The sequence below is a fragment of the Ruegeria sp. CG1 genome (assembly GCF_056537265.1).
Genome location: NZ_JBQFRF010000002.1, coordinates 674,808 through 690,435, shown reverse-complemented (window position 1 = coordinate 690,435; position 15,628 = coordinate 674,808). Strand labels below are relative to the sequence as shown.

The 15,628-nt window shown below is 58.2% G+C and carries 13 protein-coding genes; 8 read left to right on the top strand and 5 right to left on the bottom strand.

Going from position 1 to position 15,628, the window contains the following annotated elements; all coding sequences use genetic code 11:
- The first annotated feature begins 41 nt into the window (after window positions 1–41).
- A complete protein-coding gene (locus ACR0AU_RS08755) occupies window positions 42–242 on the top strand; it encodes a DUF1127 domain-containing protein (RefSeq protein ID WP_480795563.1) in 201 nt (66 codons plus the stop codon).
- Between the two features lie 64 nt (window positions 243–306).
- Here the strand turns inward: ACR0AU_RS08755 and ACR0AU_RS08750 are convergent, their stop codons facing one another.
- From ACR0AU_RS08750 to ACR0AU_RS08735, 4 genes are read right to left on the bottom strand one after another with little or no spacing between them, the layout of a single operon-like run.
- A complete protein-coding gene (locus ACR0AU_RS08750; protein WP_170733887.1) occupies window positions 307–1,449 on the bottom strand; it encodes a saccharopine dehydrogenase C-terminal domain-containing protein in 1,143 nt (380 codons plus the stop codon).
- Between the two features lie 3 nt (window positions 1,450–1,452).
- Window positions 1,453–2,508 (bottom strand): saccharopine dehydrogenase, encoded by a 1,056-nt coding sequence (locus tag ACR0AU_RS08745; RefSeq protein WP_480795562.1) that lies wholly within the window; start codon window positions 2,506–2,508, stop codon window positions 1,453–1,455.
- A gap of 14 nt (window positions 2,509–2,522) precedes the next feature.
- On the bottom strand, window positions 2,523–3,137 hold the full coding sequence (locus ACR0AU_RS08740) for a glutathione S-transferase family protein (protein ID WP_170566999.1): 615 nt from the start codon (window positions 3,135–3,137) through the stop codon (window positions 2,523–2,525).
- Between the two features lie 10 nt (window positions 3,138–3,147).
- Window positions 3,148–3,798, bottom strand: coding sequence for a histidine phosphatase family protein (locus ACR0AU_RS08735; protein ID WP_170514965.1), 651 nt, complete (start codon window positions 3,796–3,798; stop codon window positions 3,148–3,150).
- Between the two features lie 129 nt (window positions 3,799–3,927).
- Between ACR0AU_RS08735 and ACR0AU_RS08730 the strand changes: the two genes are divergently transcribed.
- The 7 genes from ACR0AU_RS08730 (at window position 3,928) to ACR0AU_RS08700 (ending at window position 13,537) form a co-directional block, all read left to right on the top strand.
- Window positions 3,928–5,115 carry a Zn-dependent hydrolase gene (locus ACR0AU_RS08730; RefSeq protein WP_170567001.1) on the top strand — a complete coding sequence of 396 codons (1,188 nt, stop codon included), beginning with the start codon at window positions 3,928–3,930 and terminating at the stop codon, window positions 5,113–5,115.
- 291 nt (window positions 5,116–5,406) lie between these two features.
- Entirely contained in the window at window positions 5,407–6,504 is a 1,098-nt protein-coding gene (gcvT, locus tag ACR0AU_RS08725; protein WP_480439042.1) for a glycine cleavage system aminomethyltransferase GcvT, read from the top strand.
- Between the two features lie 17 nt (window positions 6,505–6,521).
- A complete protein-coding gene (gene gcvH, locus ACR0AU_RS08720) occupies window positions 6,522–6,887 on the top strand; it encodes a glycine cleavage system protein GcvH (protein ID WP_170393732.1) in 366 nt (121 codons plus the stop codon).
- A 111-nt stretch (window positions 6,888–6,998) separates the two neighbouring features.
- Window positions 6,999–9,854, top strand: coding sequence for an aminomethyl-transferring glycine dehydrogenase (gene gcvP, locus ACR0AU_RS08715; protein WP_480795445.1), 2,856 nt, complete (start codon window positions 6,999–7,001; stop codon window positions 9,852–9,854).
- Window positions 9,855–9,950: 96 nt separating this feature from the next.
- Window positions 9,951–10,946 (top strand): helix-turn-helix domain-containing protein, encoded by a 996-nt coding sequence (locus ACR0AU_RS08710; RefSeq protein ID WP_480795561.1) that lies wholly within the window; start codon window positions 9,951–9,953, stop codon window positions 10,944–10,946.
- Window positions 10,947–11,263: 317 nt separating this feature from the next.
- Complete coding sequence (locus ACR0AU_RS08705) at window positions 11,264–12,280, top strand: GlxA family transcriptional regulator (RefSeq protein ID WP_170394570.1); 1,017 nt, start codon at window positions 11,264–11,266, stop codon at window positions 12,278–12,280.
- Window positions 12,281–12,388: 108 nt separating this feature from the next.
- Window positions 12,389–13,537 carry an amidohydrolase gene (locus tag ACR0AU_RS08700; protein WP_480561998.1) on the top strand — a complete coding sequence of 383 codons (1,149 nt, stop codon included), beginning with the start codon at window positions 12,389–12,391 and terminating at the stop codon, window positions 13,535–13,537.
- Between the two features lie 89 nt (window positions 13,538–13,626).
- Here the strand turns inward: ACR0AU_RS08700 and ACR0AU_RS08695 are convergent, their stop codons facing one another.
- Window positions 13,627–15,606, bottom strand: a complete 1,980-nt coding sequence (locus tag ACR0AU_RS08695) for a bifunctional 2',3'-cyclic-nucleotide 2'-phosphodiesterase/3'-nucleotidase (RefSeq protein WP_170637181.1) — start codon at window positions 15,604–15,606, stop codon at window positions 13,627–13,629.
- Window positions 15,607–15,628: the final 22 nt, after the last annotated feature.

Genomic DNA, 15,628 nt, shown 5'->3' with positions numbered 1-15,628 from the left:
ACGGATATCGGTCCATTTTAAATTTTGCTGAGGTAACGAGTATGCTGGATGCCAACCCAATCCTGAAACAAACCCCTTCAAAAAGCGCATTGATGCTGTTTGACCGGGCGATGAGAATACACGCGATCAGGGCGGATATCGTTTGTGCCGCCCAGGAACTGAATCGGCTTTCTGATTCCGATCTGTCAGAACTGGGCATCAACCGCTGCGATGTGGAAGCGGTGATTGCGCAATACATTTGATGACGGCTACTTAAGTCGTATCTAAAACAGCCGCTCCGAAGATACCGGAGCGGCTGTTTGTGTTTCAGGCCGTGTGGTCCACGATCTGCAGGTGCTGCGCCAGCGTGTCGATCTCGCGCATCCAGTCCTGCGCCAGCTTCGGGTCGCTGGGTGCAGCGTGAACTCCTGCGGGAATAGCGCGGTTCAGCACGGCCTCGACGGCCAGTGAAACCGGGATCGAAACCAACCGCGCCATCGCCGTCCCGCGCGCGTCGCCCCAGGCATCCATGACATAGGTTTTGTGCCAAACTTCAACGCCGTCCTTTTCCGCCTTTAGGCCCACACATAAAACCACGCGGTCAGGCTCGCCCTCGTCATAGGCGTTCTCGGCCCAGAACTGATCCGACATCTCTTTCAAGCGCGCATCGCCTTCGGGGCCGGACAGCGTTTCGATTTCGGTGAACACATCCGACCAAGCCTCAGCCCAGCCGTTCAGGCGCAAGGTGCCACGGACAAATTCCTTGACCGGCCAGTGATCCTCGAACTGGTACTCGGCCTTGAAGGGGATCGAGTCGCGGTTCGGGTAGACTTCGAAGCTTTCCGGAGTGGGCAGCGGTGCGATGTAGCTGGTGATCGCGTCCCAAGGTCGGGCGACATCCAGCGGCGCGTAGTCCCGGATTGACTTGGAAGGAGAGCGCAGCGCTTTGAGCACACCCAGAGGTGACCAGCTGAATTTGTAGCGGAACGGGTTGGGATTCTTGGGAACGCCTCCGCAATAAGAGATAAAGCTCAGGTGGTTTTGCGGATCAAACGCGTCCGAGGCGCGGTAATCGGCAACCAGCGCATGCGCCATCAGATGGTCGATGCCCGGGTCCAACCCAACTTCGTTAACCAGCGCTACTCCGGCCTCGCGGGCCTTGCTGTCCAGCGCGCGCATCTCAGGTGCGATATATGAGGAAGAGACAAAGTTGGCTTCTTTCGTGATTGCCAACTCTGCCAAAGGTACATGCCAGTCACCAGGCAGCATCGATACGATGACGTCACCTTTTCCCAGCACCTCACCCAACGCATCGATGTCGAAGGCGCGGATGTCGTCGGTGAGGTCACCAACCTCTGTCTTGGCCTTCTCAATGGTCCGGTTCCAGACAGTGACTTTGTGCCCTCCTTCAATAAGACGGCGCAGGCCGGGGATGGCCGACAGGCCGGTGCCGCACCAGTGAATCGTCATCGCTCAGATCCCTTCAATATGAGTTTTGTAAGTTGCTTCTGCCCGGCCCCAGACGCCGCTATCCAGATCGGTGAGGGTCAACAACGACGGAAGTAGTTGCGCCGCGTAGTCCTCGGAACTTTCGACAGGCAGCATCGACGGCAGGTTGTCGATCGCCATAACATCCATCACCGGATCGGTGGCCACGCGCAAGGCGGGGGCATCCCATGTGGTCGCGCGGTCATAGACCGGCACCGGGTTGTAATCGCTATCCGGGTCGCAGGCCACATCGCCGATAGCTGTAAGGTTCCGCGAGGTGGTCAGCGCTGACCGTGGGACAAAGACCGGTGTGCCGGGACGAGCGAAGATACAGTTCAGGAACAGGTCGTGATCGAGGATTTCTGGGAATGGTCCGCCGCGGGCGGTTTCGGCCATGTCCCACTTGGTAACGCTGACGCCCATTGCCTCGCAGAGATCAGCCGCGCCTGTGCCAACACGGCCCAACGCACCGATGACGATGGCGCGGGGACGGTCGGCGCCGGTGGAGTCCAGCTCGGCCAGCAATTCGGCGTTCAACGTGTCTTTGTTCTTATAAACACCAACCGGCGGGCATTCTTCATTTCGTTGCTGGGCCGCCCATGTCATGAGCGTCACGGCAGCCCCCGCGTACCCAGCCCAATAGCCGAAAGCGGCAACCCGGCGGCCGTTTTCCTCGACCAGATACTCCAGATCATAAAGTGTGCCGCCGCCAGCCTTGAACCGCTGCAAAAGCGCGCGTCCTGAATGTTGCCCCTTATAGGCATGGCCGAACACGATATGGCGGTGGGGCAGGGGCGTGCCGTCCTCGGGCAGCTCCTTGAGGCCAAAGATGATCGCGTCCAGCGGGGCATTGGGCCAGGAATTCTCAGCCGCGATTTCACAGCCCGCGTCCTTGTAGCCATCAATTGCGATGGCGCGGACGGAACTTTCCTCGACCGTCACGCGGATGCCTGCCGCGATCAACGCGGCAGTGCCTTCGGGGGTCAGCCCGACCCGTTCCTCGTTCGGGCGCTGTTCTGCCCGGACCCAGAGATGTGTCATTCCAATTCCTTTTGTCAGAGCATACCGGCAGTGCGTACCGCCTGTACCGAGGGACGCGCCTCCATCGCTTCGCGGAAGGCGATGATCTTTGGAAAGGCCGAGACGTCAACACCGTCGCCCTCCAGCCAGCTGCAAACCACGTAAAGGTACGCGTCGGCCAGCGAGAACGCCTCGCCCAAAACAAACGGCCCACGCAACCCGTTCGACGAGATATATGCGCAGGACTCAGTCATGTTTTGCGCGACTTTGTCCTTCATGTCTTTCCAGCTGGATTTCTTGTCTGCCCAACGGGGCCCGCGCATCTTGTGGGCATGGTTCACATGCATGGTCGAGGCGAGATAAAACATCACCTCTCGCATCCGCGCCGCCATAACCGGATCTGATGGCACCAATCCCGCCTCGGGCGCTTTAGCGGCAATGTATTCCAACAACGCTCCGGTTTCGGTCAGAATGCCGCCATCCACAACCAGTGCCGGGACCCGACCTTTTGGATTGATCTGCTTATAGGCGGGTTTGGTTTGCTCACCTCCGGCAAAGTCCAGTTGGATGGCCTCATACTCAAGCCCGGCCTCTTCCAGCGCAATTGCCACGGCGACCGAGATTGTGCGGGGGGCATAATAAAGTTGCATTGTAGCCTCCTTACAGATGGGTCTGCGCGAACTGACGGTCTGGCGCTTCCAGATGGGGCACTGCGTTGAACAGAACCGGACTTAGCTGCGCGCCAATCGGGTGCAGACGATGCATCGACGTGTTCATGATGGCAAGCGCCACCCGCGCCATCGATGGGATATCCAAGCCCATCGCCTGCCGCACCACCATCGAGATCAGCCCGCCCGAGGTTACGACAATTGCCGGACCGCCTTCGGTACCTATCTCTCGCAGAGCGTCGCGAACGCGAGTCTCGAACTCTTCAAAGGTTTCCGGCGTATCTTCGATCTCGCCCCGGGACCAGGCGGCAAAGGTGCGGGGCAAGTGCTCGACAAAGCCTTCGCGGTCGGTTGGTATTTCAACCCCGTGCTGCTGTTGGAACAACTGGGCAAGGGTGAAATACTCTATCTCATTCAGCCGCGCATCCCGAGTTGGCTGCGGCAGCCCCATGCTGGCCGCAGTTTCCACGTGCCGGTTGAGTGTGCCGCAATAAACCCGAGGGTAATGCAGGCGGGTATCGCGCAGATGCGCGCCCAGCCAACGGGCCTGTTGGTGACCCAGTTCGCTCAGCCGGTCATAGCTCAGCTCATCCCGTGCGGTTGTGTTGGCCTGCCCGTGGCGCACTAATGTGATATGTGACATGATGATCCCTCTTGCGTTGACGTCTTAGGACAGGTTCGGGGCCGGGACCAGAGGGCTTTCACGCGGGCCCGAAAAAACTCCTATATCAGGCGAAGTTTACCGCTATGGTCACCCCGACAAGGAGGACCCATGGCTGTCGATCACACACGGTTTCTGACCGATCTACACACGCTGCGTTCATTCGGGGCTTCGGGCGTCGGCAAGGGCGTCGTCCGCCCCGCCTATTCCAAAGCTGATATCGCCGCGCGCCAGTGGCTCGCCGCGCGCATGACCGAGGCTGGCCTGACTCCGCATGTCGACCCGGTTGGAAACCTGTTCGGGTTGGCTGATGGACCCTCGCTGCTGATGGGCTCGCATTCCGACAGCCAGCCCGAGGGCGGTTGGCTGGACGGAGCCCTGGGCGTCATTGCGGCACTGGAAATCGCGCGTTCTAGTGATCGACCCATCTCGGTCGTCAGTTTTCAGGACGAAGAGGGGCGGTTCGGCGTCACCACCGGATCGGCGGTCTGGTCAGGTGGATTATCTTTGGAACAGGCGGACGTGCTGACTGATGGCTCAGGCGTCACCTTTGGCAGCGCGCGGGCTGAAATGGCAAAGAAGTCGCAAGGCTTTGTTGATCCTGTCCGGTTCAGCGGCTTCATCGAAATGCACATCGAACAGGGCCCGGCACTGGATGCAGCCGGTGAACAGATCGGCGTTGTCACCGATATCGTCGGCATCCGCGATATGGTCATCACCTTCCAAGGCCAGCAAAACCATGCTGGAACCACGCCAATGCATTTGCGACGTGACGCGTTTCAGGCCCTGTCGCTGTTCAACACGCGCCTCAATGACCGGTTCCGTAATGTGGTCACGCCGCAAACCGTCTGGACCATCGGGCGTGTTGATGTTCACCCCAATGCGTCCTCTATCGTGCCGGGACGGGTGCGGTTTTCGATGCAATGGCGCGACGGCGATCCTGAGCGTCTGGTGCGTATGGAAGACATCATTCGCGCGACCGCACAGCAGATTGCCGAAGAGCAGGGCGTAACACTAACCTACGGCCCGATGCTGGGGTTAGAGCCCGTCAGCATGGACCCGGTTTTGCGCGGTGCGCTGGAAAGCGGCGCGCAGGCCATTGCGCCGGGGCGTTGGCGCAACATGCCATCCGGAGCGCTCCACGATGCCACCAATGTCTCGCGCCTGATGCCGGTTGCGATGCTCTTTGTCCCGTCGATTGACGGAATCAGCCACGATTTTGCCGAAGACACAGCCGAAGAGGATTTGGTTGCGGGTCTCAGGGTGCTTGATCGCGCAGTTCATTCCCTTGAGGAATGAAGGTAAGTTGAAGACCATTTCATGATTTTCCACGCGAAACCAAGTTACTATCGGGGATGTCCACCAGCTATGGGCGGGTGCTCGGCACAGTTTTACTGACTCCGAACAAGGAGTGTTGCCTAACGGAAAAAAGTTTCCTATAGGAACATTATTGATGCATGCACCCGTATACTGTTCTGCCGTGATCGAGGCGATCCGCTGAAATCCTGGGCTGAATCGTTGCAATCTGTGCAGCTTGGGTCAGACTGACAGGAACGTTTCTTGGTAACTGATACAGAGCAGGTGGCCACCATGACTTCATCCTTAAAACGCACGCCTCTTCACGCTTTGCATGTTGAGTTGGGGGGTAAGTTGGTTGATTTTGCGGGATGGGAGATGCCTGTTCAATATCCTTTGGGGATTATGGGGGAGCATAAGCAGTGTCGTGAGAAGGCGGCGGTGTTTGATGTGTCTCATATGGGTCAGGTGATTTTGCGGGGCGAGAATGTGGGTGAGAAGCTGGAAGCGCTTTGCCCGCAGGCCTATGCGACGCTGAAGGAAGGCAAGGCGCGGTACGGGTTCTTTACGAACGCAGAAGGCGGGATCATGGATGACCTGATCGTGTCGAATGCGGGCGATCATTACTTTGTGGTGGTGAACGCGGCGCTGCGGCATCAGGACATTCCGCATATGCGTGAGCACCTTGAAGGCGTTGAAGTGATCGAGATTTTCGACCGCGCGCTGGTGGCGGTTCAGGGCCCTGCGGCGGAAAACGTTGTGGGCGAACTGTGCCCCGCCGCGCGTGATCTAAAGTTCATGGAAACCACGGTTGCCGATATCAACGGTGTTGAGTGCCGTATCTCGCGGCTGGGCTATACCGGCGAGGATGGCTACGAGATCTCGATCCCCGAGGACAAGGCGATCGAGATCACCAAAGCCTTTCTGGCGCATGAGGATTGCGAGCCGGCCGGTCTGGGCGCGCGCGACAGCCTGCGGCTTGAGGCAGGTCTGTGCCTTTATGGCAATGACATCGACCAGAGCACCTCGCCGGTCGAGGCCTCGCTGGGCTGGGCGATGCAAAAGCGCCGCAAGGAAGAGGGCGGTTTCCCGGGCGCGGCCCGCGTGCAAAAGGAACTGGCCGAAGGTCCCGCGCGCAAGCTGGTGGGCATCAAGCCCGAAGGCCGTGCGCCTGCGCGTCAGGGTGTGGAAGTGCGGTGCCTTGAGGGCAACAGCATCGGTCAGATCACCTCGGGCGTGTTTGGCCCCACGGTGGGTGGACCGGTGGCGATGGGCTATGTGAGCAAAGGCCATGGCGAGCCGGGCGAGAAGGTGAACCTGATCATCCGGGGCAAGCCGCAACCGGCTGAGATCGTGGCGCTGCCCTTCGTCAAACAGAATTACAAGCGTTGAAGTCAGGAGAGAGAGACATGGCAACCTATTATTCCGAAGAGCATGAATGGCTGAGCGTTGACGGCGACACCGCCACGCTGGGCATCACCAAACACGCCGCCGAGCAGTTGGGTGACGTGGTGTTCGTGGAACAGCAGGAAGCAGGCGACGAGTTCGAAAAAGGCGGCGAGATCGGCGTGATTGAATCCGTCAAGGCGGCGTCCGAGCTTTACGCACCGGTCGACGGCGAGATCACCGAGGTGAACGAGGCGCTGGCCGACAATCCCGGCGCGCTGAACGAAGACCCCGAAGGCGAGGCCTGGATCTACAAGATCAAGATCGCGGACGCCTCGCAGCTCGAAGACCTGATGGACGAGGCCGGCTACAAGGCCTTCATCGGTTAACTCAGGCGGCGGGTCCGTGCGCGGCCCCGCCCCTTCATCTGTTTCCAAATACTTCCGCCGGAGGCTCCTGCCGTCTCCGCCGGGCCTGACCTATCCTTGAGGAGCGCACACATGGCCTTCAAACTGACCGATTACGAAGCCTATGACTTCGCCAACCGCCGCCATATCGGGCCCAGCCCGACCGAGATGCGCGACATGCTCAAGGTGATCGGCTTCAAGACGCTAGACGAGCTGATCGACGCCACCGTCCCGCCCGCGATCCGGCAGAAAGAGCCGCTGGACTGGGGTCCGGCGATGACCGAGCGCGATGCGCTCTTTCACATGAAAGAAGTGGCGAGCAAGAACAAGGTTCTGACTTCGCTGATCGGTCAGGGCTATTATGGCACCACCACGCCGGCGCCGATCCTGCGCAACATTCTGGAGAACCCGGCCTGGTACACGGCCTACACGCCTTATCAGCCCGAGATCAGCCAGGGCCGACTTGAGGCACTGTTGAACTTCCAGACCATGGTCAGCGACCTGACCGGGCTGGACGTGGCCAACGCGTCCTTGCTGGACGAAGCCACAGCTGCCGCCGAAGCGATGGCCATGGCCAAGCGCGGCGGTCGGTCCAAGGCCAACAACGCGGCCTTCTTTGTCGACAAGAACTGCCACCCGCAGACCATCGCGGTGATTAAAACGCGCGCCGAGCCTCTGGGCATCGAGGTGCAGGTGGCTGATCCGGACACGCTGGATGCGGGCGCGGTCTTTGGCGCCATCTTCCAGTACCCCGGCACCCATGGCCATGTGCGCGACTTCACCGCCGAGATTGCGGCGCTGCATGAACACAAGGCGATTGCCATCGTCGCCGCCGATATCCTGTCGCTGGCGCTGCTGAAGTCGCCCGGTGAGATGGGCGCGGATATCGCCATCGGCTCGACCCAGCGCTTTGGTGTGCCGATGGGCTATGGTGGCCCGCACGCCGCGTATATGGCGACCACCGACAAGCTGAAGCGCTCGATGCCGGGCCGGATCATCGGTGTCAGCATCGACAGCCGGGGCAACAAGGCTTACCGCCTGGCGCTGCAGACCCGCGAACAGCACATCCGGCGTGAGAAAGCCAACTCGAACGTTTGCACCGCGCAGGCGCTGCTGGCGGTGATTGCCTCGATGTATGCCGTGTATCACGGCCCCGACGGCATCAAGGCCATCGCGCAATCGGTGCACCGCAAGACCTCGCGTATGGCTGCCGGTCTGGAAGAGGCAGGCTTTGCTGTGGAGCCGGAAGTGTTCTTCGACACGATCACGGTTGAGGTTGGCCATCTGCAGAAAACGGTCATGGAGGCCGCTGTGGCCCGGGGCGTCAACCTGCGTAAGGTCGGCGACACGAAAGTGGGCATCAGCTTGGACGAACAGACCCGCCCCGAGACCATCGAGGCGGTCTGGGGGGCCTTCGGCATCGACCGCAAGGATGACAGCTCGAACGTGGCCTATCGCCTGCCGGATTACGCGCTGCGCGAAAGCGAGTACCTGACCCACTCGATCTTCCACAAGAACCGGGCCGAGGCCGAGATCACGCGCTACATGCGCCGTCTGGCCGACCGCGACCTGGCGCTGGACCGGGCGATGATCCCGCTGGGCTCGTGCACCATGAAGCTGAACGCCACGATCGAGATGATCCCGGTCACCTGGCCCGAGTTCGGCAACCTGCACCCGTTCTGCCCCGAAGATCAGGCGCAGGGCTATCATGAGATGATCGATGATCTGAACGACAAGCTGTGCCAGATCACCGGCTATGACGCGATCAGCCAGCAGCCCAACTCGGGCGCGCAGGGTGAATACGCAGGCCTCTTGACCATCCGCAACTATCACTTCGCCCGGGGCGAAGGGCAGCGCAATGTCTGCCTGATCCCGACCTCGGCGCATGGGACCAACCCGGCCTCGGCCCAGATGGTGGGCTGGCAGGTTGTGCCTGTGCAGGCGGATGAGAATGGCAACATTGATCTGAATGACTTCCGCGCCAAGGCTGAAAAGCACTCCGATCATCTGGCCGCCTGCATGATCACCTACCCCTCGACCCATGGCGTGTTTGAGACCACCGTGCAGGAGGTCTGCCAGATCACTCATGATCACGGCGGTCAGGTCTATATCGACGGCGCCAACATGAACGCCATGGTCGGCCTGTCGCGTCCCGGAGACATCGGCGGTGACGTCAGCCACCTGAACCTGCACAAGACCTTCTGCATCCCCCATGGCGGCGGCGGCCCCGGCATGGGTCCGATCGGCGTCAAGGCGCATCTGGAGGAACATCTGCCCGGCCACCCGGAATACGGCACTGCCGTGGGTCCGGTCTCGGCGGCGCCCTTTGGGTCTCCGTCCATCCTGCCGGTTAGCTGGGCCTATGTGCTGCTGATGGGCGGCGCGGGTCTGACCCAGGCCACGAAAGTGGCGATCCTGAACGCTAACTACATCGCGGCGCGGCTCAAGGATGCCTACCCGATCCTCTACACCTCGGAAACGGGTCGCGTAGCGCATGAATGCATCCTCGACACCCGCCCGCTGGACGAGGCGGCCCATGTCAGCGTCGATGACATTGCCAAACGTCTGGTGGACAGCGGCTTCCACGCGCCCACCATGTCCTGGCCGGTGGCCGGCACCCTGATGGTCGAGCCCACGGAATCGGAACCCATGGACGAGCTGGACCGCTTCTGCGACGCCATGCTGTCCATCCGCTCCGAGGCACAGGACATCATCGACGGCAAGATCGACGCGGAAAACAACCCGCTGAAAAACGCCCCCCACACGGTGCGCGATCTGGTCGGCGACTGGGACCGCCCCTACACTCGTGAACAGGCCTGCTTCCCCCCAGGCTCCATGGGCGTCGACAAATACTGGTCCCCCGTCAACCGCGTCGACAACGCATACGGCGACAGAAACCTCATCTGCACATGCCCTCCAATGACCGAATACATGGACGCAGCTGAATAAACCTCAATCAATAAACCCCCGCCAACTGGCGGGGGTTTCAATCCGAATTCGGGAACGACTGCTCGCGGCCGAAGCGCTAAAGAAGGTGGAGGAGAAATGAAGCATTATGTCCCTGTAAATGACCATGCGCATTTGACCGAAACCACGTTGGCAAGACCCAAACGAGATCATCATATCGAGATCATTCTTTGCGAGGCCGAAGCGGAAGCATCGGCAGATATGCTGGTTGATTTCTATCGTGCCCTAAATGAACTGAACGAAGGCCATACATACATTACAAATATCCGCACCATTGCCGACGGCGCGGCGGGCGGACCCTTGCACTGGGCCGGGCGAACCGCGATTTTCTGGGGGGATATCTACAAAAGCTGGCCTCTGACACCGCCGGACAAAACCTGGATCGCCCAAGTATTGAACCTGTCCTCCCGATCAATTCTCGTTGGCGGTGCAGTGTTTCTTCTCGCCCAGACTAGTCGCGCAACCAAGCGGATTGCATCGGTTCACCCCAACTTTTCTGCCGCAGCGCAAGAGGTTGGACTGATCGACGTCGGTTCGGGTACATACTGGTCCTCAGATAGCCGCACCCATAGCGCATCAACCAGATTGGGCACGTTGCGTTTGTTGTCCGATTTTGTTGCCTTTGATCACGGCGAGCATCTTGCCGAGTCAGTACGCAGCTATATCGGGTTGGCCGACAGGCAAACTACATGCGCAAGCCAACTGGCAGCTCGATTGATCAGACGTTCAAAAGCCGACCCAATGGTGCGACAGGTTGTTGAAAAGATGCAGAACAATCTGGAGGATCCGGTTAGGATACCGGAACTTGCGATGGCGCTTGGTACATCAACGCGCCAGTTACAGCGGCGGTTTCTGGACAGAACGGGTGTAAAACTGCTGACAACGTATCGGGAACTTCGCCTAGAACGGGCCTATGGCCTGCTTCAATTTACCGAGATGACCTATCTTGAAGTGGCGACTGCTACGGGCTTTTCTTCCACAAGTGCATTGGTGCGTGCGTTCCGGGATCACTATGATGCATCGCCCGAAAGTGTACGAAATCGGCGATTTGCAGGCAAAACTCAGGCTGTTTAGCTTGATCGTGTGAATCGACAGCGCAGTCGAATGCGGTTGATACCACACTGGGCCTGACCTTTTGGCATTCACCATTCATGAGGTTGACGACAGATACGATTGTTAGTCCAGTTAACAATGCTTTGCCACCGGTTCAATTAATGACCCGGCCACATCCTCAATTGCCGTCTTACAGACAAGCTCGCAGCTACTCGCTGGCCAATTGTTGTCGTAGGACCACTCGCTTGTGATCTGCGAAGTTGATACGCTGGTGTTTCGATCGATACGATATTGTACGGGCCGGTTATCCATCCAGGTCCGCACTGGGAAAAGAGAGCATGAAACCTAGGAATTTCGTTCCGAAAGGGGCCGCGACGTTCGACATCGATTATGACGGATCATCCAACGAGATCTATTTTCTGTTGCTGCCGAAACTCACCATGCTTGCCTTTAGTGCAGCGGTTGAACCGCTGAGGATCGCCAATCAGGTCACCAACAAAGAGCTCTACAAGTGGTTTCTGATCTCTGAGGATGGGAACCCTGTTCGATGCTCCAATGGAGTCGAAATAGCAGCTGACTTGGCTCTGCATAATTTACCGCGATCATCCAGATTGTTTGTGTGTTCAGGGATCGAACCATCGGAAAGCATTAATTCAACGATCCTTTCGTGGATCAGCCGTCAGAAAGCGTTTGGCTGCAAGCTTGGTGGAATTTGTACCGGCGCATTTACGCTGGCCAAGGCAGGTATGCTGACCGGCAAGAGGTTCACACTGCATTGGGAAAACCAACCCGCCTTTGTTGAACACTTCGAACACCTGACACCATCGGCGAACCTGTATGAGATTGACAATGATCTGATGACCTGCGGTGGAGGTAACGCGGCAACCGATATGGTACTGGACATGATTGAAACCGACTTCGGAAAGGATCTGGCCATCATCGTCTCGGACATGTGCATCCACTCACGATCCAACAATCAAAAAACGCTCCAGAAATCCGCGTTTTCTGTCGCGTTGGGCAGTCGGAACCAATACCTGATCAACGCCATCCAGATCATGCATGAGAATCTGGAAGAGCCTCTGGATATCTCTGAGATCGCCAAGATCGTTCAGATTTCTCGCCGACAGTTGGAGCGGCTGTTTCAAAAGTATGTCGAGGTTTCCCCGGTACAATTCTACATCGAGTTGCGTGTGGCGCGCGCTTACGCGTTGCTAAGCGAAACAGAAATGACCGTTGCTGAAATTGCGGCCGCCACGGGTTTTGGCAGCGCGACCCAACTGACAGTTCGGTTCAAGAAACGATACGGCGCAGCGCCGACCTCATTCAGGCGAGGCTGGTCGGGACAGAACGATTGAGAGATGCCGGGCCGGTGGACCCGTCTGCCATCGTACTCTACCAATCAGGGCTAGAGTCTGAGTTCGCCCCGCTCGGATAGCACCTGTAATCTGGGAACATTAACCGCCATGGAATTGAACCAAACCGAACTTCGCCAACTTAGGCGGTCGTTCCACAGACACCCCGAATTGGGCTTCAATGAAACGAAAACCAAAGCCAAAGTTGCGGCGCTGCTGCGTCAATACGGGCTTGAAGTTCATGAAGGCGTGGGCGTAGTGGGTATCCTCAGGGCCGGTCAAGGCAACCGCGCGATCGGATTACGCGCAGATATGGACGCGCTACCCATTCAGGAAGCCAGCGATCATGATTACGTGTCGCAAAATCCCGGCATTATGCACGCCTGTGGCCATGATGGTCACATGACGATGCTGTTGGGCGCAGCAAAGACTTTGTCCTCGGATCCCGGTTTCAGCGGCACGGTGGTGTTCCTGTTTCAACCGAATGAAGAGCTTGGACTGGGGGCTAAAGCAATGCTGGACGAGAATGTCTTGACGCGATTTCCAATCGAAGAAGTCTACGCCATACATAACCTGCCTGGGGCACCCGTCGGGCAGATGTCGACCCGAACCGGTTTAATATGCACATCAGAAAGCCTTTTCGAAATTACGATCAATGGACAAGGCGGCCATGCATCCATGCCGCAGTCTGGACGTGATGCGCTAACCGTTGGGTCAGAAATCGTTCTGGCGCTTCAGACAATTGTCGCGCGCAAGCTGGCCCCGGGCGCCGGGGCGGTTGTGTCAGTGACCGAGTTTCTGACCGACGGGCAGCGCAACGTTCTACCTGGAACTGCAACGCTAAAGGGTGATGCGCGGGCTCGCAGCCCTGAAGATCGAAATATGATTGAAGAACACATGCGCAAGATTGCGCATGGCATCGCATCCGCGCATGGCGTCGAAGTCCAAGTGGATTTCAAAACTGAGTTCATCGAAACGATCAACGCACCGATCCCGACCGAAGCTGCCATCCGCGTCGCGCAGCAATCCGGGCTGGACACACTTCCCAATCGTCAACCGATGAGCTTTTCAGAGGATTTCGCGCATTTCTGCGAAGCCGTACCCGGCTGCTTTATTCTACTGGGCAACGGTGAAACTGGCCCGAATGGGCAACCGCTGCATTCGAATGACTACGACTTCAACGATGCGTTACTGCCGATCGGCGCGGAATTCTGGGCAAATCTCGTGCGCGATAGGCTTCCGCTTCAAGACGAAGACTGAACGGGGCCCAGCAACATAGCACCTTCGAACGGCCGTCAGATGAATGATCTAAGACGGCCGCTCACACTGTAATTTGGACCTTACCCTTGCTAGAGCCTGATGCGGAATGCCGCAAACCCATCAGCGCCTTCACCGGCATCCTCGATGGTGACGCCTTTGACTTCGCCCATGTAGTCGCGCGCCTTTGGACCAGTTTCAAACAACACGGTGGTGTCAGAAAGCGGCGCAAACGACCAGTTTGCATCGGCCTTGGGATCGATTGTTCCTTGCTCGACGATATACCGCACGATCACGTCGCGGTTGGTGTCAGGGGCTTCGAACACGACGGTATCACCCATTGCGCCCGGGAAAGAACCGCCGCCCGAAGCACGATAGTTGTTGGTGGCAATGATGAACTCCATGTCATCCGTGACCGCCTCACCGTTGAAGGCCAAATCTACGATACGGGCTGCATCCGGGTTGATCTCTTCCCCCTTGGGTCCAAAGCGCGACGGTTGCGATAAGTCGATCTGGTAGGTCACACCGTCCATCACGTCGAAATTGTAGGAAGGGAAGTCCGGGTTTAGCAAAATCGCATCCTCGGATCCCGCCTCGATCTGGTTGAACATACCCGCCGAGCGTTCCAACCAACCCCGAACCTGAGCACCGTTCACGCGTACCGCGCGCACGGTATTGGGATACAGGTAAAGATCAGCTACGTTTTTGATCGCAACATCGCCCACCGGAACATCTGTGTAATAGTCCGGGCCGCCGCGACCCCCGGCCTTGAACGGCGCTGCAGCCGATAGAATGGGCAGACCTTCATGTTCGGTGCCCTTCATCATCTCTTCGACGTACCATTTCTGCGCGATCGAGACGATTTGCACCGATGGGTCATCCGCAACTAACGCGAAGTAGCTGTGCAGCGGAGCCGAAGTCTTGCCGACCGCGCGGCGTACATAAGCCAGTGTTTCGTCGTGATCTTTCGCGACCGAGTCCAGCACCTTCTGATCGTCGCCAACAAGTGCTGTGATCGAACGATCTTCGTTGCGTTTTGAAATCGGGCGCGCTTCAGACGTGGTCGTCACCACGCGCCATTCGTTTCCGTCGCGCTCAAGCAGCAGGTCCAGCAGGCCAAGATGCGACCCCCAGAAGCCGCCCATGACCGCAGGTTTACCCATCAAGGTCCCCGTTTCGACATCAATTCCAGGGCGATCCGCAAAGGTAGCGGACGGGAACACCAGGTGATTATGCCCGGTCACCAGCGCATCGATGCCATCAACCCCCGCCAAAACGACCGAAGCATTTTCCATTCCATCAGCATGATCAGCATCCCCAATGCCTGAATGCGACAGGGCAATGATCAGGTCACACCCTTGTTCTTGCATCTCGGGTACGTAAGCCTGCGCCGTTTCGACTATGTCACGCGCCTGCACGTTGCCTTCCAGATGCTTGCGATCCCAGTTCATGATCTGAGGCGGAGTAAATCCGATGACACCAACCTTGATCGGATGCTTGCTGCCATCCCCCATTTCAATCTCACGCTCAAGGATGGCATAGGGCTTCACCAGAGTCATATCATCGCGGGGGGACGCCCCAGTCTCTTTTGCAACATTGGCCAGAACCACGGGGAATTCTGCACCAGCAAGCGCTTTTTCAAGGAAATCTAGGCCATAGTTGAACTCGTGATTGCCCAAAGTGGCAGCGTCATAACCAACAGTATTGAAGGCAGTGATGATCGGATGGCTGTCGCCTTCTTTCATGCCACGCTCATACGCGATGTAATCGCCCATCGGATTGCCTTGCAGAAAATCTCCATTATCGACGAGCAGCGAATTTGTCGCCTCGGAACGGATCTCATTAATGATCGAAGCGGTCCGCGACAGCCCGACAGTATCGCGCGGTTTGTCCGCATAGTAATCGTATGGGAACACGTGAACATGGATGTCAGTGGTTTCCATGATCCTCAGATGCGCCTGATTGTTGGCCGCCGCCGCCGAAAAGGGATGCAAGGTGATGGCAGCAGCGCTGGCGGTCGTAGTGGCAAGAAACTGACGGCGCGAAATCAAACTACGATTGGAATAGGACATAAGGCACCTCTCAGGTTTGTGG

Excerpts from the sequence above, each read along its gene's own strand:
- ACR0AU_RS08710 (WP_480795561.1), top strand. The coding sequence starts at position 9,951 with ATGAAGCATTATGTCCCTGTAAATGACCATGCGCATTTGACCGAAACC.
- ACR0AU_RS08705 (WP_170394570.1), top strand. The coding sequence starts at position 11,264 with ATGAAACCTAGGAATTTCGTTCCGAAAGGGGCCGCGACGTTCGACATC.
- ACR0AU_RS08730 (WP_170567001.1), top strand. The coding sequence starts at position 3,928 with ATGGCTGTCGATCACACACGGTTTCTGACCGATCTACACACGCTGCGT.
- ACR0AU_RS08695 (WP_170637181.1), bottom strand. The coding sequence starts at position 15,606 with ATGTCCTATTCCAATCGTAGTTTGATTTCGCGCCGTCAGTTTCTTGCC.
- gcvH (WP_170393732.1), top strand. The coding sequence starts at position 6,522 with ATGGCAACCTATTATTCCGAAGAGCATGAATGGCTGAGCGTTGACGGC.
- ACR0AU_RS08750 (WP_170733887.1), bottom strand. The coding sequence starts at position 1,449 with ATGACGATTCACTGGTGCGGCACCGGCCTGTCGGCCATCCCCGGCCTG.
- gcvP (WP_480795445.1), top strand. The coding sequence starts at position 6,999 with ATGGCCTTCAAACTGACCGATTACGAAGCCTATGACTTCGCCAACCGC.
- ACR0AU_RS08700 (WP_480561998.1), top strand. The coding sequence starts at position 12,389 with ATGGAATTGAACCAAACCGAACTTCGCCAACTTAGGCGGTCGTTCCAC.
- ACR0AU_RS08755 (WP_480795563.1), top strand. The coding sequence starts at position 42 with ATGCTGGATGCCAACCCAATCCTGAAACAAACCCCTTCAAAAAGCGCA.
- ACR0AU_RS08745 (WP_480795562.1), bottom strand. The coding sequence starts at position 2,508 with ATGACACATCTCTGGGTCCGGGCAGAACAGCGCCCGAACGAGGAACGG.
- gcvT (WP_480439042.1), top strand. The coding sequence starts at position 5,407 with ATGACTTCATCCTTAAAACGCACGCCTCTTCACGCTTTGCATGTTGAG.
- ACR0AU_RS08740 (WP_170566999.1), bottom strand. The coding sequence starts at position 3,137 with ATGCAACTTTATTATGCCCCCCGCACAATCTCGGTCGCCGTGGCAATT.
- ACR0AU_RS08735 (WP_170514965.1), bottom strand. The coding sequence starts at position 3,798 with ATGTCACATATCACATTAGTGCGCCACGGGCAGGCCAACACAACCGCA.